Below are 21045 nucleotides of genomic sequence, written 5' to 3'. Positions count from 1 at the left end.
CTTCTCCTCAACGATCGAAAAGGGTTGTGCTTTCAGGAACGGAAGAACACGGTGAGCAGCGGGGCGCCGGCCTTCTGGTTGAACAGATGCCCCTCGTTCATGCACACGTACTGGCCGTTGGGGAGCCCTTCGGCGAGGATGTGGCAGTTGTCGATCAGCCAGGAAGGACTTTCCCGGCCCCCGATGACCAGGGTCGGCACCCTGATCCCGGGCAGTTGGTCCACGGGAACCGACTCGTGGTTCGCGTCGAGGATGGAGTCGTACAGCGTCGTCGGGGCCATCGCCTCGAACGACGGCCAGATGGGAAGGGTTTTGAACCCTTCGATCGTTTCCGTGCTGAACCGGACGTTCTCCCGCAGGAACAGCGCGACGGCGTCGGTGCGGTGATCCGCGGCGACCATCCGCTCCAGATCATCCATATAGGACTCGGGGAGCTGGTGGCCGCCGTAGGTGGGTTCGTACAGCGCGAGTTTGCCCATCGGGACACCCGCGGCCGCCGCGCGCATGGCGATCAGGCCCCCGGTGCAGTTGGCGAAGATCGCCGCGTCGGGGCCTGCCGCTTCGAGCACCGCGGCCAGGTCTTCGACCTCGCGGTCGATCGTGTACCCCGAAAGGCCGCCGTTGTCCTCGCTGTTCCCGCGACCGCGGCGATCGTAGTTGTAGACGGTGAAATCCTCCGAGAGCAGCTCGGCGAGATCGGCGAACATGGCCTTCTCGTTGAGCCCGCCGCCGAGGATGATCACCGGCGGTCCTTCCCCGGACTTCTCGAAGGCGATCCGCGTCCCGTCCGCCGACGTCACGTGTTCGAGTACGAGACCACGCGCCCCGAACCCGATGTTGTCGAGGCTGGCCGCGGTTTCCTGTTTCGCCATCACGAATCTCCCGCCTGTCGAAACCCGCTTCCCACGCTAGGTCTCACGCACCTCCATGCCATCTCCCTGCTTGCCCGCATGCTTCGGCGCCGGGCCGCCCCGGGTGGGGCGAACCCGACATAGTGCGCAAAGGGTATCGGAGTTCAAGATCGCCGCGCTTCTTCCAAGTTGCGAACAGAATTCGTTGACAAGCAACCTCGAAGATCCGTAACTTTATTACCGGAAGCGCTGGGGAACACTTCGAAAATACCCCCCGCTATTCATTCCGATAAACACTCCGATATCCCCGATGAAGGAGCTCTCATGACCATGCGCAAAAGCGTTTTCGCGAAGACCGTCGCAGGCACCGCAGCCGCTCTCGGCATGCTGGTCGCCTTCCAGGCTCCGGCGTCGGCGGACGCGCCTTCCGCGACGGTGACGCCGTCGTCCGGGTTGGCCGACAACGCCGTGGTCCAGGTGGGTGCGTCGGGTCTGGCGGCGGGTACGGCCTACACCGTCGGCGAGTGTGCCGAAGTGTCGCCGGGCGTGCTCGCCTGCGACGCGTCGGGGCGGGTCGACGCGACCGCCGCGGGCGACGGCACCCTTTCCACTCCGCTGACCGTCAAGAAGAGCTTCGAAGGAATTCTTTTCGACGGCACTTCGTACGGCACCGTCGATTGCACGGTGGTCGCCTGTGTGATCGGTCTGGCGGACGCCGCCGGAAACGGACCGGCCGGGGTCGCCATTTCCTTCTCCTGATCGCCATCGCACGATGAAATAAGACGAGGGCGCGGATCGCCGGGAGGCGGTCCGTGCCCTTATGTCCGCTTGAGGCGAACTTCATGATCGACAGGGCATAACTCACCGGCAACCGGTGATTCCGGCCCTGCCTGGCCGTGCGGATCGGAACCTACCCTCGTTTGCGCAGCATATTGGGGGTTTCGGGACCGGCAAAGGAGTATTTCCGTGGCACGTCCAATCGAAAAGATCGTGATAGTCGGGGGTGGGACGGCGGGGTGGCTGTCCGCCGCCTATCTCAACCGCGCCTTCGGCAGGAAAGTCGACATCACTCTCATCGAGTCGCCGCGGATCCCGAGGATCGGGGTGGGTGAGGCCACGGTTCCGACGCTGCGGACCACCTTCGCCTTCCTGGGTATGGACGAAGCGGACTGGATGCCGAAGACCAACGCGGTCTTCAAGTCGGCCGTCCGGTTCAACGACTGGCGCAAGCCGCACGAAGGCCGCGACAGCCACACCTACTACCACCCGTTCTTCGACGTTCCCGAGCCCGCGGTGCGGAACTACGAGAAGCCGTTCCACAAGCGGTTCGGCCGCGGTGTCTCGCTCGCGCACTTCTGGATGAAGCAGCGTCTCGCCGGGGACACGCGGGTCCGGGAGACCTTCGGTGACGCGGGAATGGCACTGCAGCGTCTGTGCGAGCTCGACAAGGCGCCGAAACCGTTGCCCGGCACCGACGCGCCGGACCCCGGCTACCGCTACGCCTACCACTTCGACGCCGCACTGATCGCCAAGTACCTCCGTGAGCTCGCGACCGGTCGTGGCGTGAAGTTCGTTTCGGCGGACGTGAAGTCGGTGACCGTCGACCCGCGGGGCACGATCGAGAAGGTCGTCACCGACACCGCCGGCGAGATCGAAGCCGATCTCTTCCTCGACTGCACCGGCTTCCGCGGACTGCTGATCAACCAGACGCTGAACGAGCCGTTCGTCAGCGCCAACGACGTCCTGCTGTGCGACTCGGCCGTCGCGCTCCCGGCGCGGCACCAGGAAGGCGGCCTGCGGCCGTACACCTCCGCCACCGCCAAGCCGGACGGCTGGATCTGGGAGATCCCGCTGGCCGACCGCGACGGCACCGGATTCGTCTACTCCAGCGCGTTCACCACGCCGGAGAAGGCGGAGCGGAACCTGCGCGAGCACCTCGGCGGCCGGGGGCACGACATCGACGGCAACCACATCAAGATGCGCGTCGGGCACAACCGCCGCTCGTGGGTGAACAACTGTATCGCCGTCGGCCTGTCGAGCTGCTTCGTCGAGCCGCTGGAATCCACCACGATCGCGCTGATCGAGTACCAGCTGGCGCTGCTCGTGCTGCACTTCCCGGACTCCGACTTCGACGAGCGCCGCAAGGCGCGCTACAACGAGCTGATGGTGGGCGCGTTCGAGGATCTGCGTGACTTCATCGTCATGCACTACACGCTCACCGACCGCGACGACACCGAGTTCTGGAACGCCGTGCGGGAGGCGCCGATCCCGGCGAGCCTCGAAGAGAAGCTCACCGAGTACGCGGAGAGCGTCATCATCCCCGACGGCAGCCAGTTGCGGCTGTTCGAGACCCGCAGCCTCTGGGCGATCCTGTCCGGAATGGACTTCGCCTTCAAGAAGGCGCCGCCGTCGGTGGACCTGATGAACGACGCCGCGGCGTGGGAGATGCTGGAGCAGATCGACAAGGAACGCGAGATCTACTCCGCCGGGTTGCCCAGCCACCGCGAGTACATCGACGCCCTGCACCGAGGCCTCTAGAAGTCCGTGAAGACCTCCTTCCCTACCTTGACAGTAGGGAAGGAGGCCTTCACGGAGTTTCCGGGTCAACCGGCGAGCGGCAGGTCCTTCGGGGTGTCGGAATCCTGGCCGTCGATGCTGCGCAGGTGACGCTTCTTGGGGCCGCGCAACAAGGTCGCCGTCACGCCGAGGCCGATGACGGCGAAGACCACGCACGCGATGAACGCGGCCCGCAGTCCGGCGGTGAACTCGGCGGGCCCGCCCGGCGCCGCGGTGAACGACGTGGACACCGAGGTGACCACGGCGACGCCGAGGGCGCCACCGATCTGGAACGAGGCGACGTTGATCCCCGACGCCGCCCCGCTGTCGGCCTGCGGCACCTTCGACAGCGCGGCCACCGAAGCGGCGGCCATACCCGCGCCGAGGCCCGGGCCGAAGATGACCAGGCCCCACAGGATGTCCGACGCGTAGTCGCCGTTCACCGGCACCCGCGCCAGCAGCAGGCAGCCGGCGCCGAGCAGGACGAGACAGGCCGCGACGACCGGCCGGAAACCCAGCCGGGTGACCACGGACTGGCCGACGTACGCGCCGACGAACGCCAGCGTCGGCATGACCGACTGCAGCACCCCGAATTCCAGCGGGCTGTAGCCGAGGACGACCTGGCCGTACATCGAGATGGTGACCGACAGGCCGAAGGCCGCCATGCCCATCGCCACCGTGACGAGGTTGCCGCCCGCTAGCGCCGGACGCCGGATCAGCGCCAGCGGCACCAGCGGCGACGCCGAACGCTTCTCCACGGCCACGAACAGCACGAGCAGCCCGGCGGCGACGGCGAACAGGATCAGCGTCGGCGCGCTCGTCCAGCCCCACACCGGCGCCTGGACGACGGCGAGGATGATCGCGACGAGGGCCAGCGTGCTGACCACCGCGCCCGCGACGTCCTGGCTGCGGCGTTCACCCGAGTCCCGGCTCTCCTGCAGGAGGACCGGCGCGAGCAGCATGACGAGCACCGCGATCGGCACGTTGACGTAGAACACCCACTGCCAGCCCAGGGTCTGGGTGAGCAGTCCGCCGACGAGCAGGCCGGCCGTCGCGCCGATCCCGCCGATACCGGACCAGCCGGCGAGCGCGGTGTTGCGGCTCTTCCCCTCGGGGAAGGTGTTCATGAGGATGGACAACGCCGTCGGCACCATCAGCGCCGCGGCGATCCCGCTGAGCGCCCGCGCGGCGATGATGACCGCCGGGCTCCACGCCAGCCCGCACAGCACCGAGCCGACGAGGAACAGCGCGGTGCCGAGGATGAACACCCGGCGCCTGCCGAAGTGGTCGGCCGCCCGGCCGCCGAGGATGAGCAGCCCGCCGAAGGTGATGAGCTTGGCGCTCAGCACCCATTGCGCGTCGGCGGGCGCCATCCCGAGGTCGGGCGCCAGCGAGGGCAACGCCAGGATGACGCTCTGTGAATCCAGCAGGACCGCGAAGTTGGCCGCGCACAGCAGGACCAGCGCGGCCCAGCGGAATCGGACGGCGTTGCCCGCCGCCTGGAGATGGGTCACCGGAACTCCTTGTTCGGTAGTGAAAAGAGCGGATCAGGCCGCGGGACGCTCGGCCTCGCCGGTGCCCGGCTGAGCGGTGGGGAGAGGGGTCACGGTGGCGTTCTTCTTGCCACCGCCGGAGAACAGCACCCGGCGCATCATCGACGGCTTCATCAGCGCCTGCGGCGGGTCGATCAGCGAGATGGTGCGCATGAACCCGCGCGCCACCACCGGGTCGTTCGCGGCGGCCGCCATCACCTTCGACATGTAGGCGTTGCCCATCTTCGTCGCGAAGGTGCGCTTCCCGCGCACCGACTCGTAGCCGAGGTCGGCGGAGGCGGACATCATCCACGGCGAGTCGGTCGCCTTGGCCAGGTCGCGGAAGTAGTCGCGGTACGACGGGTCGACGCCCTTCGCCAGGTGCTCGCGCAGGACGTTCGCGCCCATCGCGGCCACCGTCATACCCTGGGCGTAGACCGGGTTGAAGATGCACGCGGCGTCGCCGAGGATCAGGTAGCCGGCGGGGAACCGGCGCAGCTTCTCGTAGTGGCGGCGGACGCTGGCCGGGAACCGGAACGAACCGGCGGGCGCGCGCTGCTCGGCGTTCTCGATGGCGTTGTAGACCTCCTTGACCGGCAACGTCTTGGCGTAGGCCAGGAAGCCGTCGTGGTCGGTCGGCGCCCGGTCGCCGGCGATACCGGTGAGGGTGAGCGCGTACCGGTCGGCCAGCCGCGCGAAGATACCGCCGCGCGGGAAGCCCGGCGTCGCCGTCGGGACGAGCGCGATGTCCTCGCCCAGCGGGTCGACCGGCAGCGGGCCGACGAAGTCCATCGTCGTGTAGGTCAGGTCCATCTGGACCTTCTCCTCGGGAGCCTTCTCGTAACCGAGTTCCTCCAGCCAGCGCGGGGACCGTGAGCCGCGGCCGGAGGCGTCGACGATCAGGTCGGCGCTGATGACCTCCTCGCCACCACCGTCACGGCTCTGCACGCGGACCCCGGTGATGCGCTCGTTGCCCTCGTTCGCGACCAGGCCGACGATGTCGGTCCGCTCGCGCAGGACGACGCCGGGGCGCGGCAGCGTGCGGGACCGCAGGAAGTGCTCGATCACCGGACGGTTCGCGGCCACACAGGCCATCCCGGTGTCCGTCACGGCGAACATCTCGCCGTTGAAGTAGTAGTGACAGGTGGATCCGTAGTCGCCGACCGGGACGCCGGCCGCGATCATGTCGTCGACGAACCCGGGGAACAGGTCTTCGATGATGATCCGTCCGCGTTCGAGCAGGGCGTGGATGTGGATCGCCCACGAGATCGCCGGGCGCAGGTTCGTCCCGGCCGCGGTGAGGTCGTCGCGTTCGATGACGGTCACCTGGCGGTAGGCGTCGGAAAGCACGCGGGCGGCGAGCATCCCGGCGATGCTGCCCCCGAGCACGACGGCGTGATCGCCGATTTTCGTTCCCATTGGCGTTTGCCTTTCGGTGATCGGGTGTGGACGAACAAGAAAAACGCTATGCCCGCCCGTGACCGACCTCTTCTCCCGCTTTGCGTAGCGCTTCTCCGGGGTTGCGAGGTTGCTCCGCAGCGGTATTCCGGCGCCTGTCCGCCGCGTAGTTTTCGAGGTGGACCTCCGCGCCACGAGGAAGGAGCACGGAATGGGTTCGGCGTTCGTCGTCCGTTACCAGACGACCCCGGAAACCGCCGGTGAGAACCAGAAACTGGTGGAAGCCGTATTCACGGAATTGGCGCAAGACCGGCCCGGCGGGCTGAGCTACGCGTCGTTCCGGCTCGACGACGGGGTGAGTTTCGTCCACGTCGGTGTCGTCGAGGGCGACGGCAACCCCCTCGCCGCGTCGACCGCCTTCCACGAGTTCCAGCGGGGCATCCGCGAACGTGCTCCGGAAGGACCGGTACCCAGCGGGGCCACGCTCATCGGCTCCTATGGATTCTCCAGTGATCACAACGGAAACGAACGACAGGAGACAGACCGATGACCACAACCGCCGACACCACCGGCGTCGCCGCCCTGCCGGGGCAGATCGTCGCCGCCTGGGCCCGCCACGACGCCGAGGCGTTCGCCGACGTGTTCGTCGAGGACGGCACGATGATCCTGCCCGGCGTCCACGTCAAGGGCCGTGACAACATCGCGCGCTTCATGACCGGCGCGTTCGCCACCGCCTACCAGGGCTCCCAGGTCACCGGCACCCCGTTCGACGCCCGGGAGATCGCACCCGGCGTCGTCGTGCTGTACACCGAGGGCGGCGTGATCCAGGCAGGCGACACCGCGGTCGCCGAGAACGCCAAGGTGCGCGCTTCGTGGACCGCTGTCCTGCGGGACGGCGAGTGGAAGCTGGCCGCCTACCAGAACACGCCGCGCGACTGAGCGGTTTCCCCAGGCGTTACGAAAGCCACTTTCGCAACCTTGAGTGTTGCGAAAGTGGCTTTCGCCGCGTCCGGGCGCGGCCTCCAGAAAGTCCGTGAAGGCCTCCTTGAGGGACCCAGAGTCCCTCAAGGAGGCCTTCACGGACTTCGGTTCAGCGGAAGAACTTCGTCAGCAGCTCCGCGCCCAGCGTGTCGTCCATCAGGTGCCCGGCGGTGTCCATGGTGACGTACTCGCCCTGAGGGATCCCGTCGGCGACGGCCTGGCACATGTCCTTCATCCACTGTGGACTCTTGTTCCCGCCGAGGACGAGACTGGGCACCGTGATGGCGCTCAGTTCCTCGGCCGGGACGCGGTCCGCGTCGTCGGACAGGATCGAGTCGTACGGCATGGAATGCGCCATCGCCTCGAACGCCGGCCAGATCGGATGCGTCGAGAAGAACTCGATCTCGTCTTCGGTGAAGAGCGCGTCCCACTTCAGGAACAGTGAGACGGCCTCCTTGATCTTGTCCTGTCCGAGCAGCTCCATGAGCTCCTCGGTGTACCCGGGCGGGACCTTCGGGCCGCTGTACGGCGGTTCGTACATGGCCAGTTTGGTCATCGGGAGGCCGCGGGCGGCCGCCGGTACGGCGATCATCGAGCCGGTGCAGTTCGCGAAGACGTTGGCGGTGCCACCCGCGGCCTCGATCACCGCGGCCAGGTCTTCGATCTCGATGTCCACTGTGTACGGTCCGACGCGTTTGTCGTCGCTGTCGCCCCGTGCGCGGCGATCGTAGTTGTACACGGTGAAGTTCTCGGACAGGCCTTCGGCGAGTTCGGCGTGCATGGCCTTCTCGTTCAGGCCGCCGCCGATGATGATCACCGGCGGCCCGGTGCCCGACTTCTCGTAGGCGATGGTGGTCCCGTCCGAGGACTTCACCGTCTCGATCGGGAGGTCACGGTTGGCGTAGTCGACGTTCTCGATGTTGGCCTGGTCAGCCACGATCCAAACCCCTTTCCACCAAGGCACGCTTGAACTTCCGGAGGTCGTCGAGGAACAGGTCCGGTGCCTCCAGGCCGGGGAAGTGGCCGCCGCGGTCGAGCCGGCGCCACTGCACGATGTCGGAGAACGCCCGGTCCGCGTAGGTGCGGATCGGTTCCATGATGTCGTATTTGTACGCCGCCACACCGATCGGTGTGGAGATCGGCGGCAGGGGAGCGACGAAGGTCTTGTACTCCTCGAACCGCGGGTGCGCGACGGCCAGTTCCGGATGCGGCGTCGCCGACGTCCGGGTGAACTGCGCGTTGTCGCAGTAGAAGTGTGCCCCGTTGCCGGCCGAGCCGGTGAGCCAGTACAGCGTCACGTTGGCCAGCAGGTCGTCCCGGTCGAAAACCTCTTCCGGCGAATCGACGGCACCCGACCAGCCGTGGAACTTCTCGATGTACCAGGCGAGTTGGCCGACCGGCGAGTCGCTCAGGCTGTAGCTCAGCGTCTGCGGCCGGGTCGCGTGCTGGACCATGTACCCCGGCGCCGGGAACATGTACGGGTCGAGCAGTTCGAGCTCTTCCTCGCTCAGGCCTTCGAGATCGCTCGCGTCGGCCGGCGGGGTGACGAGGAAGTTCACGTGCGCGGCGAGCACGTTCTCCGGCTTCATCGCGGCGAGGATGATGGAGATGAACGAGCCCCAGTCGGCGCCCTGGACGATGTACTTCTCATAGCCGATCTCGGCCATGAGCTTGCCCCAGATCTCCGACATCCTGGGGACGGTCCAGCCGTGCTGGGTCAGCGGCGTCGAGAAACCGAAGCCCGGCAACGTCGGGATGACGAGGTGGTACGCCTCCTTCGGGTCGCCGCCGTGTGAACGCGGGTCGGTCAGCGGCCCGATGAGGTCCAGGTACTCGATGATCGAACTGGGCCAGCCGGTGGTCATCACCATCGGGGTGGCGTCCGGTTCGGGGGACCGCACATGCAGGTAGTGGATGTTCGCGCCGTCGATGTTCGTGACGGACTGGGGGAACTGGTTGATCTTGGCCTCGGTGGCACGCCAGTCGTACTCGGTGCGCCAGTACTCGACGAGCTCCTTCAGATAGGACTGCGGCACACCGCGGGTCCATCCGACGTCGGGGGTCTCGGCTGGCCAGCGGGTGTCCGCGAGCCGTCTGCGCAGGTCGTCGATGGCTTCCTGCGGAATGTCCACTTTGAACGGGGTCATGACAAAGCCCTTCTGATGCCGCTTCAGCGGACGATGGACCGCGACAGCACGTCGGTGATGGCGGCGGAGATCTGGACGGCCTGCTCCTGTTCGAGGACGAGCGGCGGGCCGACGACGAGGGTGGGGCCGTAGTCGCGGGTCAGGACGCGGTGCTTGCCGCGCAGGTCGTCGATGATGCCGACCATACGGTCGAACGGCATCGGCTCCCCGGTGTTCGGGTCGGCGGTCAGTTCGATGCCGACCATGGCGCCGTGCACGCGGACGTCGTGGACGATCGGGAGGTCACGGATGCCGTCGAGGCCCTCGGTGAACCAGCTCTCGATCTTCTTGGCCTGGCCAAGGATGTTCTCGCGTTCGATGATGTCGATGTTCGCCAGCGCGAGCGCGGTCCCGAGCGGGTGGCCGGAGTAGGTCAGCCCGTGGAAGAAGAACTTCTCCGGGTTGCCGACCATGGTCTCGCCGATCTCGTTCCGGATGAGGACGGCGCCGAGCGGCGCGTATCCGCTCGAAATGCCCTTGGCGGTGATGATGATGTCCGGGTCGTAGTGCGCCGAAGCGAACCACTCGCCGGTGCGGCCGAAGCCGGTGATGACCTCGTCGGCGATCAGCAGGATGCCGTACTTGCTCAGCAGCGTGCGGATCCGCGGCCAGTAGTCCTCCGGCGGCACGATGACGCCGCCACCGCCCATCACCGGCTCGCCGATCATCGCGGCGATCTTCTCCGGCCCGACGCGGAGGATCTCCGCTTCCAGTTCCTGCAAGAGGAAGTCCGTCGGGTCCTGGCCGCCGAACATCTCCGGGTGGGAGACCATGGGCGGGCTGACCTTGGTGACCTGCGACAGGACCTCGCCCGCGCCGAAGTGCATGTCGTCCATGCCGCTGACCGCGGCACCGGCGAAGGTCGTTCCGTGGTAACCGAAATGCCGTCCGATGAACCAGGTGCGCTCGGTGTCGCCCCGTTCGAAGTGGTAGCGCCGCGCGATCTTCAGCGCGGCCTCGGTGCCGTCGGAACCACCGCTGGTGAAGTGGATCTTGTCCATCCCGGGTGGGGAGAGTTCGGCGAGCCGGGCCGCGAGGCGGATCGCGGGCTCGTTGGAGTATTCGCGCCACAGCGAGAAGTACTCCAGTTTCTCCGCCTGTGCCGCCGCGACTTCGGCGAGCTCGCCGCGACCGTGACCGACGGCGACCACCCAGTTGCCGCCCGCCATCCCGTCGATGAACGGGACGTCTTCCGCGTCCCACACCACGGATCCCTTGCCACGGACGAAGATATTGCGCTCGGTCCGCGTGGGGTTCTGGTGCGGATGGATGAGGTGCTTGCGGTCCAGGGCCTGAAGCGTGGCCGCGTACTCCGCGCGCCCCTGCGCCTCCGTAGCGATGGTCATTTCGGCGTTCCCTCCGCGGATTTCGGCATCAGACACGACCCACGCTAGGGGAGGCGGCCTCACCGGTCTTCTCGCTGATTGCCGCAGGATTCAGGAGTTCTTCCCGCAACCGAGGAGAAACCGGGGCCCCGTCGATCTTGCTAAATTCCCGTTATGGTCGATTTTGTGGTGGTTGGGGCCGGTGCGTCCGGTTGCGTCCTCGCCAACCGATTGAGCGAGGACCCGTCGGTCACGGTCGTCCTCGTCGAAGCCGGGTCGTCCGACGCCCATCCGAACTTCCGGATCCCGGTCGCCGGTGGGAAGTTCTTCAAGACCCGCTACGACTGGGATTTCGATACCCACCAGGAGCCGCACTGCGAAGGGCGGCGCGTGTACCTGCCGCAGGCCCGGGTGGTCGGTGGCGGCAGCTCGGTCAACGGTGGCGCCTACGTCCGCGGGAACCGCGTCGATTTCGACGAATGGGGTCTGCCGGGCTGGGATTTCGACGGCATACTCCCGTATTTCCGGCGTTCCGAGGACAACGAGCGGGGCGAGGACGAGTTCCACGGCGTCGGTGGCCCGCTGCGGGTCAGCGACGGGCGCACGGGCAACCCCAGTTCCGCCGCGTTCACCGCCGCCGCGCTCGAGGCAGGCTATCGGCACAACCCCGATTTCAACGGCGCCACGCAGGAAGGTTTCGGCGCGTTCCAGGTCACGCAGCGGGACGGCCGCCGGGCCAGTACCGCGTCGGAGTTCCTGCGTCCCGCGCTGGACCGTCCGAACCTCACCGTCGAGACCGACCTCGAAGTGCACCGGGTGCTCGTCGAGAACGGCCGGGCGGTCGGGGTCGTCGGCAACCGGCTGGACGAGATCGTCGAGATCCGCGCCGAGCGTGAGGTCATCGTCAGCGCCGGCACCTACAACTCGCCGAAGATCCTGATGCACTCCGGGATCGGCCCGGCCGACCACCTGCGCGCGTTCGGGCTCCCGGTCGTCCTCGACCTGCCCGACGTCGGGCGGCATCTCCAGGACCACCCGCACGTCTGGTTGAGTTTCGGCCACGACCAGCCGGTGAGCCTGCTCGCCGCCGGCGAGCCTCGGCACGCGGAACAGTACGAACGTGACGCGTCCGGCTTCCTCACCTCAGGTGGCCCGGAGACCGGCGGGTTCGTGACGACCACCGGCGACGCGCCGGATCTGCAGTTCATCTGCATGCCGTTGATGATCTCCGACGGCTTCCTCTCGCCGCCGTCCCGTCACGCGCTTTCGTTCGGTGCCTCCGTGGCGAAGCCCCGGACCCGCGGGAACGTGACCTTGTTCAGTCCCGAACCCACGGCCAAACCGAAGATCGTCCAGAACTATCTCGCCGATCCGGCCGATCTCGCGATGGCGATCGAGGGGGTGCGGATCAGCCTCGAACTCTCCCGGCAGGTCGCGCTCAAGCCGTACACGCTCGACGCCATCGCCGCCCCCGCCTCCGACACCGAGGCGGATCTGCTCGCTTTCACCCGTCGCAACGTGCTCACCGGCCACCATCCGGTGGGTACCTGTGGCATGGGCCGCGTCGTGGATGCGCAATTGCGGGTTCTTGGAATAGAATCACTTCGTGTCGTGGACGCATCCGTCATGCCGACGATCGTGCGGGGCAATACCAACGCCCCGGTCATCGCCATCGCCGAAAAGGCTGCGGATTTGATTCTCCACTCGAGCGCGGAACCGCACTGACCGCATGAACTACGACGAGGAAGATCTGAGATTATGGCTGACAAGACCGCACCGCACGCGATCGACGTGACTTTCACGGCCGAGGTCATTCCCGACGGCAACAGCGGCTGGCCGTGTGTGAACATGCCGGACTCCGCCGAGTTCTTCGGCACCGGCAAGGCCGTCAAGGTCAGTGGCACCGTGGACGGCCACGACTACGAGGCGAGCATGCTGCCGATCGGCGGCGGCGTCCACATGATGCCGCTGCGCAAGCCGTTCCGGAAGGTCATCCAGAAGGAGATCGGCGACAAGGTCACCGTGCACCTGACCAAGCGGATTTCCTGACAGGGCAACGCGAAAGGGCCGGACCGAGCGAACTCGGTCCGGCCCTTTCGCGTCGGTCATTCGCCGCCGGTCCAGATCGGCCGCAGCTCGACGCTCTGGCCGGGAGCGGCGAACTCCTCGGCGATCTCGTCGGCCCGCGCCTGGTCCTTGGCCTCGATCAGGAAGAAGCCGGCGAGGTGGTCCTTCGTCGACGAATACGGGCCTTCGCTCTTCTTCGTCTCGCCCGCCTCGACGGCGTAGAGGCTCGCCTTGGCCGGGTCACCGAGCGCTTCTCCGCCGACCAGCTCACCGTTTTCGTGCAAACGGCCGAGCAGGGCTTCGAAATTCTCGAAGTGTTTCTTGCGCTCGTCCGCGGAAAGGCCGGAGAACTCGGGGGTGAATTCCTCCACCGGGTGTCCCCACGGCTCCGGGTGCGAGTAGAGCAGGACCATGTACTTCATTCATTCTCTCCTTGACGTCACGACCGTGTGGGCGACTCGGGAAATCGGGTCGCCCACACGGTCATCGGTATTCACGGCCGAGTATTACTTCCGCTTGTACGCCCACATCGTGGCCGAGCCGAAGCCGGCGATCAGCAGGGCACTGGCGACCAGCACCCAGATGATCTCGCCGGCGTTCGGGCTGCCGCTCATCAGGCCGCGCATCGCGGTGACCAGGTGGGTGATCGGGTTCCAGTTGACCGCGGCTTCGAGCCAGCCCGGCATGGTGGAGGGCTGCACGAAGACGTTGGACAGGAAGGTCAGCGGGAACAGCGCGACCATGCTGACGCTCATCACGGTCTTCTCGGACCGCATGGACAGGCCGAGGAACGTCCAGATCCACGAGAGCGAGAACGAGAACACCAGCAGCAGGGCCACGGCCCCGACGGTGCCGGCGACGCTTCCCAGGTTGTATCCCATGATCAGGCCGACGCCGATGATGACGACGCAGCCGATCAGGTAGCGCAGGAAGTCACCGAGCAGATAGCCGACGATCGTGGCGGGGCGCCAGATCGGCAGCGTCCGGAACCGGTCGAAGACGCCCTTCGCGATGTCGCTGTTCACCGCGACACCGGTGTACATCGTGATCATCACGACGGTGATCGCGAGGATGCCCGGGAGCAGGTAGTCCAGGTACGCCTCGGTCGAACCGCCGATGGCGCCACCGAAGAGGTACGTGAACATCACGGTCATGATGATCGGGAAGCCCGTGACGTCGAACAGCTGCTCGGGCAGGTGCTTGATCTTCAGCGCGGCCCGCCACCCGAAGGTGAGCGAGGCGGACAGCGCGCTGGGGCGCTTGGGCCGGTCGACCGACGCCAGCACCGCGTCGAGCGCGTGGACGTCGGCGGGCCGAGTTTCCTCGTCCGCTTCGGTCGTTTCGGTCGGTTTGATGGTGGAAGTCATCGGTTCGCCCCCTCCTTGGCGGCGTGCTCCGAGGCCGATCCCGCTGGGCGATCGGTCAAGGCGAGGAACACTTCATCGAGGCTCGGCTGTCCGAGCGAGAATTCGTCGACGACGATGTCCCGCAGTGAAAGCTCGTGCAGGGCCTTGGAAGCCCACTCGGCCATACCGGCGTCGCCGTCCACACCCGGGATGCGGGCGCTGACCAGGACCTCGTCGTGCTCCGAAAGCGTGGGCTGCTCCAGGAACCGCGAAAGCACGTTCTGCGCGTCGGACCGCTGGTCCGCGTGACGCAGGCGCAGGTGGATCGCACCCACGCCGATCGACGCCTTCAGCTTGCCCGGCGTTCCTTCGGCGATGACCTTGCCGTTGTCGACGACCGCGATGCGGCTGGCGAGCTGGTCGGCCTCGTCGAGGTACTGGGTGGTCAGCAGGACCGTGGTGCCGCGTTTGACGACCGCGCGCACGATGTCCCAGACTTGGTTGCGGCTACGGGGGTCGAGACCCGTGGTCGGCTCGTCCAGGAAGAGCAGATCCGGCGTGTTCACGATGCTGGCCGCGATGTCGAGCCGCCGCCGCATACCGCCGGAGTAGTTCTTCACCTGACGGCCGGCGGCCTCGGTCAGCCCGAAGGCGTCGAGAAGCTGTTCGGTGCGCGCCTTCGAGGCGGCCTTGCCGTGGCCGAGCAGACGGCACAGGAGGATCAGGTTCTCCACGCCGGTCAGGTCGTCGTCCACAGAGGCGTACTGGCCGGTCAGGCTCACGCGCGCACGGACCGCGTCCGCTTCACGTACGACGTCGTGACCGAAGACCTTGGCCTGTCCTCCGTCGGGACGCAGCAGCGTCGCCAGCACCTTGACCGACGTGGTCTTCCCCGCGCCGTTCGGGCCGAGGACGCCGTAAACCGTGCCCGCGGGCACGGTGAGGTCGAGACCGTCGAGTGCTCGTTTCTCGCCGTAGATCTTCGTCAACCCGGACGCTTCGATCGCTGGATCCCCGTCGCGGACCTTTGCCATGATTGAACCTTTCTGGTTTCGCGCCGGACATCTCTGGGGCGGCCTGGCGCCTTCGCCGACGGACCCACAGGGTCCGGATGGTCCGTTTGCCCTTCATTGTGTCGCCGGCGGATCACCACGAACAGTGATCAGGCCACGACCGCGACGTGAAGACTTCATGGTCGCTCATCGCGGGCCCGGAATCTTCTCCCGTCGTGCTGTTCCTTTTCCCGCGCGCAGTCGAGGAGAGGCTTCGCATCCGGGTCGGCACACAATCGGAGCATTGCCTGCTGGCGCCCTAGGGAGGACGAAAATGACCTGGTACTCCGACGATGGCCTGTGGTCGGGCTTCTCCGAGCTGATGTGGCCGCAGCGGCTGACGGTGGAGGCGGACGAACTCGTACGGGAATCGCCGTTGCTGGCCTTCCCCGCGGGCTCGCGGGTTCTGGACCTGTGCTGCGGGCCGGGCCGGTTCGTCGTCCCGCTCGCCCGTAAGGGATACCAGGTGACCGGGGTCGACCTCAACGCTCCCGTCCTGGACCGCGCCAAGCAGGCCGCCGCCGACGCGGGTGTCCCGGCCGAACTGGTGCAGGGCGACATGCTCGAATTCGTCCGTCCCGGCGGTTTCGACGTCGTGCTGAACATGTACACGTCGTTCGGCTATTTCGACGACGCCGAAAAGAACCTCCAGGTGCTGCGCAACGCGCACACCAGCCTGGCGCCGGGCGGCAAACTGCTGCTCGAGGTTTACGGCAAGGAGATCGTCGCGAAGAACATCGGGCGCACGCACGCTTTCCCGCAGCCCGAAGGCATCGCGTACATGCGGCACAGCGTCCTCGACGACTGGACGAAGCTGCGCACCGACTGGACGCTGGTCGACGGCGACAACGCCCGCTCCGCGCACATCCAGTCCTACATCTACAGTGCCGCCGAATTGCGTCGCCTTTTCGAAGACGCCGGCTTCACCGACATCGAGGCCTACGGCGGTTTCGATGGCGCGCCGTACGACAAGCGCGCGAAGCGACTGATCGTCCAGGGCGTCAAAGCCTAGTCACGGACAAGCCGCCCGGCTCTGACACCAGGGCGTTGCGAAAGCCACTTTCACAACCTTCAACGTTGCGAAAGTGGCTTTCGCAACACCGCCTCCCTGACCGGGCGCCAGGCCGAAGGTTCCCTTTGTCGCATCAGGTGCGGCGAAGGGAAACCTTCGGCCTTTTTCGTGTTCCCGCTAGACGTGCACCGGACTGTCCACAAGGGACGCGAGGAGTTCGCGGACCCGCCGGTCCATGTCGTCGCGCAGCGGCCGGATTCCGACGACGCCGTCGGTATCCGGGTCGGGGACGATCCACTCGACGTACCGAGTCCCTTCCGCGACCGGATAGGTCTTGCACCCCATGGTGATCACGATGTCCGCCGCCGCGACGTCGTCATAGGTGACCTGACTCGGGACCTCGCCCGAAATGTCGACGTCCCATTCCGCCAGTGCGCCGGCCACGAGCGGGTTGATCTTCTCCGCCGGGTCGCAGCCCGCGGATCGCACGGTCACCCGGCCGAATCCGTGGTGCTTCAGCAGCGCGGCCGCCATCTGCGACCGGCTGGCGTTGTGCACGCATACGAACAGGATATCCGTCATCTTCCCGCCCATTCTCCTCGGTTTGTGGCCTCATACCGAGGTTACCCGTGAAAACCTCATCCATCCGCCATGAGGAAAAGGGTGGCAATCGAGGAGAACTTCACCGATTCGTCCCACTCGCACCCTCGGAGATGAGCATGGTTTATGAGCACTGCCACACTTTTCCGGTGCCCGTAAATGACGGTGGGGGTTATCGATGACCGAGATACGGCTCAGCGGCGCCGTCATGGCGCATCCCAGACGACGGGAAGCGGCGGAAGGACTCGCGCGCCTCGATCCCGCCGGGGAGCTGCGCGTGGTGCTGGATCCCGAGCCGGACGGGCCGCCGACGGCGTTGCGCACGGCGAAACTGGCCTGGAGCAGTGTTCCCGAGGGGGCCACGCACTTCCTCGTACTGCAGGACGACGTCCAACTGGCCGACGGCTTCTTCGAACACGCGCGCAAGGCCGCCGAGCGGCTGCCGGAAGAAGCGATCGCCTTCTATGCGAATTGGAACTCCCGCAACGGTGCGGCCGTGCGGATGGCCGCGGCGGCCGGCGCGGATTGGGCGACCGCCGTCAACGAATACGCGCCCTGTGTCGCGATGATGCTGCCCGCGGAGATCGCGCGGGGTTACGCGCCTTTCTCCGACGCGCATCAGGACGGCTGGCCGTGCGACGTGCTCATGTTCCGGTATCTCCAATCCGTCGGAGTGAAGATTCGCATCGCCGTGCCGAACACCGTCGAACATTCCGGTCTGCCCAGTGTCGCGGGCAACGACGCCCACGGTCTCCGGCGTTCCTCGTGCTTCTCCGGTGTCGCGCCATCGGACGTCGGCACCGAGATCGCCGAGCACGAGGTGATTCCCTTTCACAAGCACGTGACGTCCGAATGCGCGGTGCGCGGGGACGGCTACTGGGACTACCTCGGAACAGAACGGCTCCTGCGGCGATCGGGGATTTCGCCGCAGGAGTGCAGAACGGAATTCGAACGGGGCGAGGAACTTTCCGAAGGGGCATGGCAGACCTGGCTGACGGCGTTCGCGATGGGACTGTCCTCTGTGGACGCGGTTGAGAACGAGTCCTTGGATCTCGCGCTCGCGAGCATCGGCCCGGGCGGTCTCTGCGACCAGCTCACCGCCACCGAGATCGAGGCGATCACGGCTTCGCACAACGAAGTCGCGGTCAAGGGTTTCGCGGCGGGACGCGACCGGGCGGGCCGTCCGCGGCGGACTCGCGCGGGAAGCGGTGTCCAGGTCGCGATCACCGGCCCCGGCGGCCCCCTCGCCGAGCACCTGTCCGGGTTGCTGGCCGAACTCGGCCACGAGATCGTCGGCCAGGAAGGCGCTTCCGCTTCGACACGGCTCATTCACCTCGGTGACGAAACGGATCCGGGCGAGGTCTTCTGCGCCATCGTCGACACCGGCGCACGCGAGCACGTCCTGCGGTTCGCGACGCCGATCGGCCCGCATACGCGGACGGATTCCTTGGTGGCGCGGTGGGTCCAGCTGGCCTGGACGCGTAAGGCCCTGCCGGTCGATCCCGATCGCGTCCACCAGTTCACCGACGTGCGCGACATGGCGAGCGCTGTCGACGCGGTGCTGTGCGGCGGCCCGGTTTCGCCGGTGTACGACATCGCGACGGCCACGCTCACCGGGAACGAGCTGGCGAAGGTCGTCTGCGCGTCGGTCCGTGCCGTACCGACCGAGACGGTGACCTCGTCGTCGGAGACACCCGTCATGAAGCTGGGTCTCGCCGCGGCCGAACTCGGGTGGACGGCGACGATCCCGGCCGACGAATCGGTCCGGAACTTCGGAAAGTGGCTGGCCTACGACGTGGAATGGGTCCGATGAGGATTCTCGTCGCGGGCCCCGTCCCCGAAGCCAGCGACTACGGCAACGGGGTCACCGCGCGCCGCTGGGCGAATCTGCTCCGTGACCTCGGCCACGAGGTCCGGGTGGTCCAGGACTACGACGGCGGGCGGTACGACCTGCTCGTCGCGTTGCACGCGCGCAAGAGCGAGGCGGCGATCCGGGCGTTCGGCGCCGCCTGCCCGGACGCGCCGATCGTGATCGCGCTGACCGGTACGGATCTCTATCCGGATCTGATCTCCGGCGGTGTCGACCTGACGCTGCTCGCCGGCGCGGTGCGGATCGTCGTCCTGCAACCGCAAGGACTTTTCCAGGTTCCGTTGGAACTGCGAAACCGCACCAGGGTGATCACCCAGTCCATGCCGCCGATCTCGGGCGAGGCACCGGCCGAAGACCGCTTCGAGATCGCGTTCCTCGCGCATGCCAGGCCGGTCAAGGATCCGCTGTTGCTGAGTGAGGCGGTGCGCCTGCTGCCGTCGTCGTCCCGGATCGCCGTCTCCCACGTCGGCGGGGTACGCGAGGACGACATCGGCGACCGGCTGCGTGCCGAATCGGCAGGCGGCCCGCGTTATTCGTGGCTCGGTCCGTTGCCGCGGCCCGAGGCGCTCGCCGTACTCGCCCGCAGCCGTCTGCTGGTACTGACGTCGCGGCACGAAGGCGGCGCGAACGTGGTCACCGAAGCACTCGCCGCCGGGGTGCCGATCGTGTCCACCCACATCCCGGGTTCGGTCGGGCTTCTCGGCGAGGACTACGCGGGCTATTTCCCCGTCGGCGACGCGGCCGCGCTGGCCGCCGTGCTCCACGCCGCCGAACACGACCGCGGCGGGCTTTACACGCAGTTGCGGCGGCAGTGCGCCGCCCGCCGTGCCTCGGTGGATCCGGGGCGCGAAACCGAGGCCTGGGAACGACTGCTCGCCGAAGCGGTCCCCGTGACGGCCCGATACGAGGGAGTGCGATGAAACTCAGGAAGAGCGTTCCGAAGGTCGGCGGCGGCGGGGTGCACCGGGAGTTCACCGCCGAGCAGACCTACGCGCGGATCGAGCCGCATCTGCGGCGCGCCGGGGTCACCCGGGTCGCGGAGATCACCTGGCTGGACCGGGTCGGCATCCCGGTGTACAACGCCATCGCGCCACGCTCCAACGACATCATCTCGGTCTACAACGGCAAAGGCCTGCGGAACATCGACGCGAAGACGTCCGCGGCGATGGAGGCTATCGAGCGTTTCTCCGCCGCGCTTCCGGTCCGGCCGCAGGTCATCGCGTCCTACGACGAACTGGTCGCCGAAGGCCGCACGGTGCTGGACCCGCGCGAGAACAACGCGGAGCTTTCCGGGCACTACCGCGACGACCTCCCGATCTCCTGGGTCGAGGCGTACGACCTGATGAACGACGAGACGATCCTCATCCCGCAGGCGTCCGCCGTCTACGGGCTGAAGTTCCACGAACCTCCTTGCTACAAGGTGCTCTCCACCAACGGCCTGGCGTCCGGCAACAGCGTCGAAGAGGCGATCTGCCACGCGCTCACCGAGCTCATCGAACGCGATTCGATGACCAACGCCGAACTCGTGAGCAGCCAGCTCGCGCAGGTGCTGGAGAAGGGCATCTTCGTCGATCCGCAGCCGGAGCACGTCACGTCGTACCTGCGTGAGCTGCACCCGCACGTGGACCTCGAAACACTGCCGCCGCTGGCGAAGTCCCTCGTGGACAAGTTCCACGACGCCGGCCTCAAGATGCGGATCGTGCACATCACCTCGGATCTGGAGATCCCGAGCTTCCTTGCCGCCACTTCGGAGGACCTCGGCCCGACGACGTCGCAGGGACACGGTGGCTTCGGCACGCATCCCGACGCCAACGTCGCGCTGATCCGCGCCATCACCGAATGCGCGCAGGGCCGCGCCGTCGACATCCAGGCGATGCGCGAGGACATCCGGCTCCCGACCGAGAACGTGTCCAAGTACCAGAACCACGTCCAGCGGTCGGCGACGATCGACAAGGGCGCGTGGGCCTGGCAGCCGATGCGCAAACAGGTCGCCTTCGACGAGATCCCGTCGTGGACCACCGACGACGTGATGACCGACATCCAGCTCATCCTGGACCGGATCCGCGCCGCCGGGATCGAACGCGCCCTCGCCGTCGACCTCTCGCCGCCGGGGATCCCGGTCAGCGTCGTGCGCGTGATCGTGCCGCGGCTCGAATCGTGGGCCGTCGACCACTGCAAGATCGGCCCGCGCGGGGCGACGGTCTGGAACAACGCGCTGGTCGAACTGTCGGCCCGCAAGCGCGCCGCCGAACTTTCCAAGCCTGCCTAG

20 protein-coding genes are annotated in these 21045 nt (G+C 67.0%); 10 read left to right on the top strand and 10 right to left on the bottom strand.

The window, feature by feature from the left end:
- Nucleotides 1–32: 32 nt before the first annotated feature.
- Nucleotides 33–872, bottom strand: coding sequence for an alpha/beta fold hydrolase (locus H5J31_RS00995; RefSeq protein ID WP_181770475.1), 840 nt, complete (start codon nt 870–872; stop codon nt 33–35).
- Nucleotides 873–1175: 303 nt separating this feature from the next.
- Here H5J31_RS00995 and H5J31_RS00990 point away from each other — a divergent pair, with 303 nt between their 5' ends.
- Together H5J31_RS00990 and H5J31_RS00985 are read left to right on the top strand one after the other, a co-directional pair.
- Entirely contained in the window at nt 1176–1610 is a 435-nt protein-coding gene (locus tag H5J31_RS00990) for an enediyne antibiotic chromoprotein (protein WP_236004427.1), read from the top strand.
- Between the two features lie 207 nt (nt 1611–1817).
- The gene (locus H5J31_RS00985; RefSeq protein ID WP_181770474.1) at nt 1818–3389 is read left to right on the top strand and encodes a tryptophan halogenase family protein; all 1572 of its coding nucleotides are present in this window, start codon (nt 1818–1820) and stop codon (nt 3387–3389) included.
- A gap of 65 nt (nt 3390–3454) precedes the next feature.
- Here H5J31_RS00985 and H5J31_RS00980 read toward each other — a convergent pair whose 3' ends face one another.
- Complete coding sequence (locus tag H5J31_RS00980; protein WP_181770473.1) at nt 3455–4921, bottom strand: MFS transporter; 1467 nt, start codon at nt 4919–4921, stop codon at nt 3455–3457.
- 33 nt (nt 4922–4954) lie between these two features.
- Complete coding sequence (locus H5J31_RS00975; RefSeq protein ID WP_181770472.1) at nt 4955–6358, bottom strand: FAD-dependent oxidoreductase; 1404 nt, start codon at nt 6356–6358, stop codon at nt 4955–4957.
- A gap of 190 nt (nt 6359–6548) precedes the next feature.
- Here H5J31_RS00975 and H5J31_RS00970 point away from each other — a divergent pair, with 190 nt between their 5' ends.
- A complete protein-coding gene (locus tag H5J31_RS00970) occupies nt 6549–6887 on the top strand; it encodes a hypothetical protein (protein ID WP_181770471.1) in 339 nt (112 codons plus the stop codon).
- The gene (locus H5J31_RS00965; RefSeq protein WP_181770470.1) at nt 6884–7276 is read left to right on the top strand and encodes an SgcJ/EcaC family oxidoreductase; all 393 of its coding nucleotides are present in this window, start codon (nt 6884–6886) and stop codon (nt 7274–7276) included. Before H5J31_RS00970 ends, H5J31_RS00965 begins: the two co-directional genes overlap by 4 nt.
- Nucleotides 7277–7427: 151 nt before the next feature.
- On the opposite strand, the gene H5J31_RS00960 is transcribed toward H5J31_RS00965, so the two are convergent.
- Genes H5J31_RS00960 through H5J31_RS00950 form a run of 3 tightly spaced genes read right to left on the bottom strand, consistent with a single transcriptional unit; the run spans nt 7428 to nt 10850 of the window.
- Nucleotides 7428–8255 (bottom strand): alpha/beta fold hydrolase, encoded by an 828-nt coding sequence (locus H5J31_RS00960; protein WP_181770469.1) that lies wholly within the window; start codon nt 8253–8255, stop codon nt 7428–7430.
- Nucleotides 8248–9465, bottom strand: coding sequence for an epoxide hydrolase family protein (locus H5J31_RS00955; RefSeq protein ID WP_181770468.1), 1218 nt, complete (start codon nt 9463–9465; stop codon nt 8248–8250). The genes H5J31_RS00960 and H5J31_RS00955 overlap by 8 nt, the downstream gene beginning before the upstream one ends.
- Before the next feature lie 23 nt (nt 9466–9488).
- The gene (locus H5J31_RS00950; protein ID WP_181770467.1) at nt 9489–10850 is read right to left on the bottom strand and encodes an aminotransferase family protein; all 1362 of its coding nucleotides are present in this window, start codon (nt 10848–10850) and stop codon (nt 9489–9491) included.
- 165 nt (nt 10851–11015) lie between these two features.
- On the opposite strand from H5J31_RS00950, the gene H5J31_RS00945 reads away from it, so the two are divergent.
- Complete coding sequence (locus H5J31_RS00945; protein ID WP_328701331.1) at nt 11016–12554, top strand: GMC family oxidoreductase; 1539 nt, start codon at nt 11016–11018, stop codon at nt 12552–12554.
- A gap of 33 nt (nt 12555–12587) precedes the next feature.
- Nucleotides 12588–12878: a DUF1905 domain-containing protein gene (locus tag H5J31_RS00940; protein WP_181770465.1), complete on the top strand. Its 291-nt coding sequence runs from the start codon at nt 12588–12590 to the stop codon at nt 12876–12878.
- Nucleotides 12879–12934: 56 nt separating this feature from the next.
- Here H5J31_RS00940 and H5J31_RS00935 read toward each other — a convergent pair whose 3' ends face one another.
- The 3 genes from H5J31_RS00935 to H5J31_RS00925 all read right to left on the bottom strand — a co-directional run bounded on the left by H5J31_RS00935 (nt 12935) and on the right by H5J31_RS00925 (nt 15276).
- Complete coding sequence (locus H5J31_RS00935; protein WP_181770464.1) at nt 12935–13318, bottom strand: YciI family protein; 384 nt, start codon at nt 13316–13318, stop codon at nt 12935–12937.
- Nucleotides 13319–13402: 84 nt separating this feature from the next.
- Nucleotides 13403–14263, bottom strand: coding sequence for an ABC transporter permease (locus tag H5J31_RS00930; RefSeq protein WP_181770463.1), 861 nt, complete (start codon nt 14261–14263; stop codon nt 13403–13405).
- Nucleotides 14260–15276 (bottom strand): ATP-binding cassette domain-containing protein, encoded by a 1017-nt coding sequence (locus H5J31_RS00925; protein WP_181770462.1) that lies wholly within the window; start codon nt 15274–15276, stop codon nt 14260–14262. Before H5J31_RS00925 ends, H5J31_RS00930 begins: the two co-directional genes overlap by 4 nt.
- Nucleotides 15277–15568: 292 nt before the next feature.
- Here H5J31_RS00925 and H5J31_RS00920 point away from each other — a divergent pair, with 292 nt between their 5' ends.
- Complete coding sequence (locus H5J31_RS00920) at nt 15569–16306, top strand: class I SAM-dependent methyltransferase (protein WP_181770461.1); 738 nt, start codon at nt 15569–15571, stop codon at nt 16304–16306.
- A 177-nt stretch (nt 16307–16483) separates the two neighbouring features.
- On the opposite strand, the gene H5J31_RS00915 is transcribed toward H5J31_RS00920, so the two are convergent.
- A complete protein-coding gene (locus tag H5J31_RS00915) occupies nt 16484–16888 on the bottom strand; it encodes an arsenate-mycothiol transferase ArsC (RefSeq protein ID WP_181770460.1) in 405 nt (134 codons plus the stop codon).
- A gap of 196 nt (nt 16889–17084) precedes the next feature.
- Here H5J31_RS00915 and H5J31_RS00910 point away from each other — a divergent pair, with 196 nt between their 5' ends.
- The 3 genes from H5J31_RS00910 to H5J31_RS00900 are packed head-to-tail and all read left to right on the top strand — an operon-like array spanning nt 17085 to nt 21045.
- Entirely contained in the window at nt 17085–18719 is a 1635-nt protein-coding gene (locus H5J31_RS00910) for an NAD-dependent epimerase/dehydratase family protein (RefSeq protein WP_181770459.1), read from the top strand.
- A complete protein-coding gene (gene senB / locus H5J31_RS00905) occupies nt 18716–19696 on the top strand; it encodes a selenoneine biosynthesis selenosugar synthase SenB (RefSeq protein ID WP_181770458.1) in 981 nt (326 codons plus the stop codon). Before H5J31_RS00910 ends, senB begins: the two co-directional genes overlap by 4 nt.
- Nucleotides 19693–21045: a YcaO-like family protein gene (locus H5J31_RS00900; protein ID WP_181770457.1), complete on the top strand. Its 1353-nt coding sequence runs from the start codon at nt 19693–19695 to the stop codon at nt 21043–21045. The genes senB and H5J31_RS00900 overlap by 4 nt, the downstream gene beginning before the upstream one ends.

The sequence above is a fragment of the Amycolatopsis pittospori genome (assembly GCF_013870525.1).
Lineage (GTDB): Bacteria > Actinomycetota > Actinomycetes > Mycobacteriales > Pseudonocardiaceae > Amycolatopsis > Amycolatopsis pittospori.
This window is presented reverse-complemented; position numbering and strand designations above follow the sequence as displayed.

Coding starts and splice junctions, on each gene's coding strand:
- H5J31_RS00995 (WP_181770475.1), bottom strand. CDS start 872: ATGGCGAAACAGGAAACCGCGGCCAGCCTCGACAACATCGGGTTCGGG.
- H5J31_RS00990 (WP_236004427.1), top strand. CDS start 1,176: ATGACCATGCGCAAAAGCGTTTTCGCGAAGACCGTCGCAGGCACCGCA.
- H5J31_RS00975 (WP_181770472.1), bottom strand. CDS start 6,358: ATGGGAACGAAAATCGGCGATCACGCCGTCGTGCTCGGGGGCAGCATC.
- H5J31_RS00970 (WP_181770471.1), top strand. CDS start 6,549: ATGGGTTCGGCGTTCGTCGTCCGTTACCAGACGACCCCGGAAACCGCC.
- H5J31_RS00965 (WP_181770470.1), top strand. CDS start 6,884: ATGACCACAACCGCCGACACCACCGGCGTCGCCGCCCTGCCGGGGCAG.
- H5J31_RS00955 (WP_181770468.1), bottom strand. CDS start 9,465: ATGACCCCGTTCAAAGTGGACATTCCGCAGGAAGCCATCGACGACCTG.
- H5J31_RS00950 (WP_181770467.1), bottom strand. CDS start 10,850: ATGACCATCGCTACGGAGGCGCAGGGGCGCGCGGAGTACGCGGCCACG.
- H5J31_RS00940 (WP_181770465.1), top strand. CDS start 12,588: ATGGCTGACAAGACCGCACCGCACGCGATCGACGTGACTTTCACGGCC.
- H5J31_RS00935 (WP_181770464.1), bottom strand. CDS start 13,318: ATGAAGTACATGGTCCTGCTCTACTCGCACCCGGAGCCGTGGGGACAC.
- H5J31_RS00930 (WP_181770463.1), bottom strand. CDS start 14,263: ATGACTTCCACCATCAAACCGACCGAAACGACCGAAGCGGACGAGGAA.
- H5J31_RS00925 (WP_181770462.1), bottom strand. CDS start 15,276: ATGGCAAAGGTCCGCGACGGGGATCCAGCGATCGAAGCGTCCGGGTTG.
- H5J31_RS00920 (WP_181770461.1), top strand. CDS start 15,569: ATGACCTGGTACTCCGACGATGGCCTGTGGTCGGGCTTCTCCGAGCTG.
- H5J31_RS00915 (WP_181770460.1), bottom strand. CDS start 16,888: ATGACGGATATCCTGTTCGTATGCGTGCACAACGCCAGCCGGTCGCAG.
- H5J31_RS00910 (WP_181770459.1), top strand. CDS start 17,085: ATGACCGAGATACGGCTCAGCGGCGCCGTCATGGCGCATCCCAGACGA.
- senB (WP_181770458.1), top strand. CDS start 18,716: ATGAGGATTCTCGTCGCGGGCCCCGTCCCCGAAGCCAGCGACTACGGC.
- H5J31_RS00900 (WP_181770457.1), top strand. CDS start 19,693: ATGAAACTCAGGAAGAGCGTTCCGAAGGTCGGCGGCGGCGGGGTGCAC.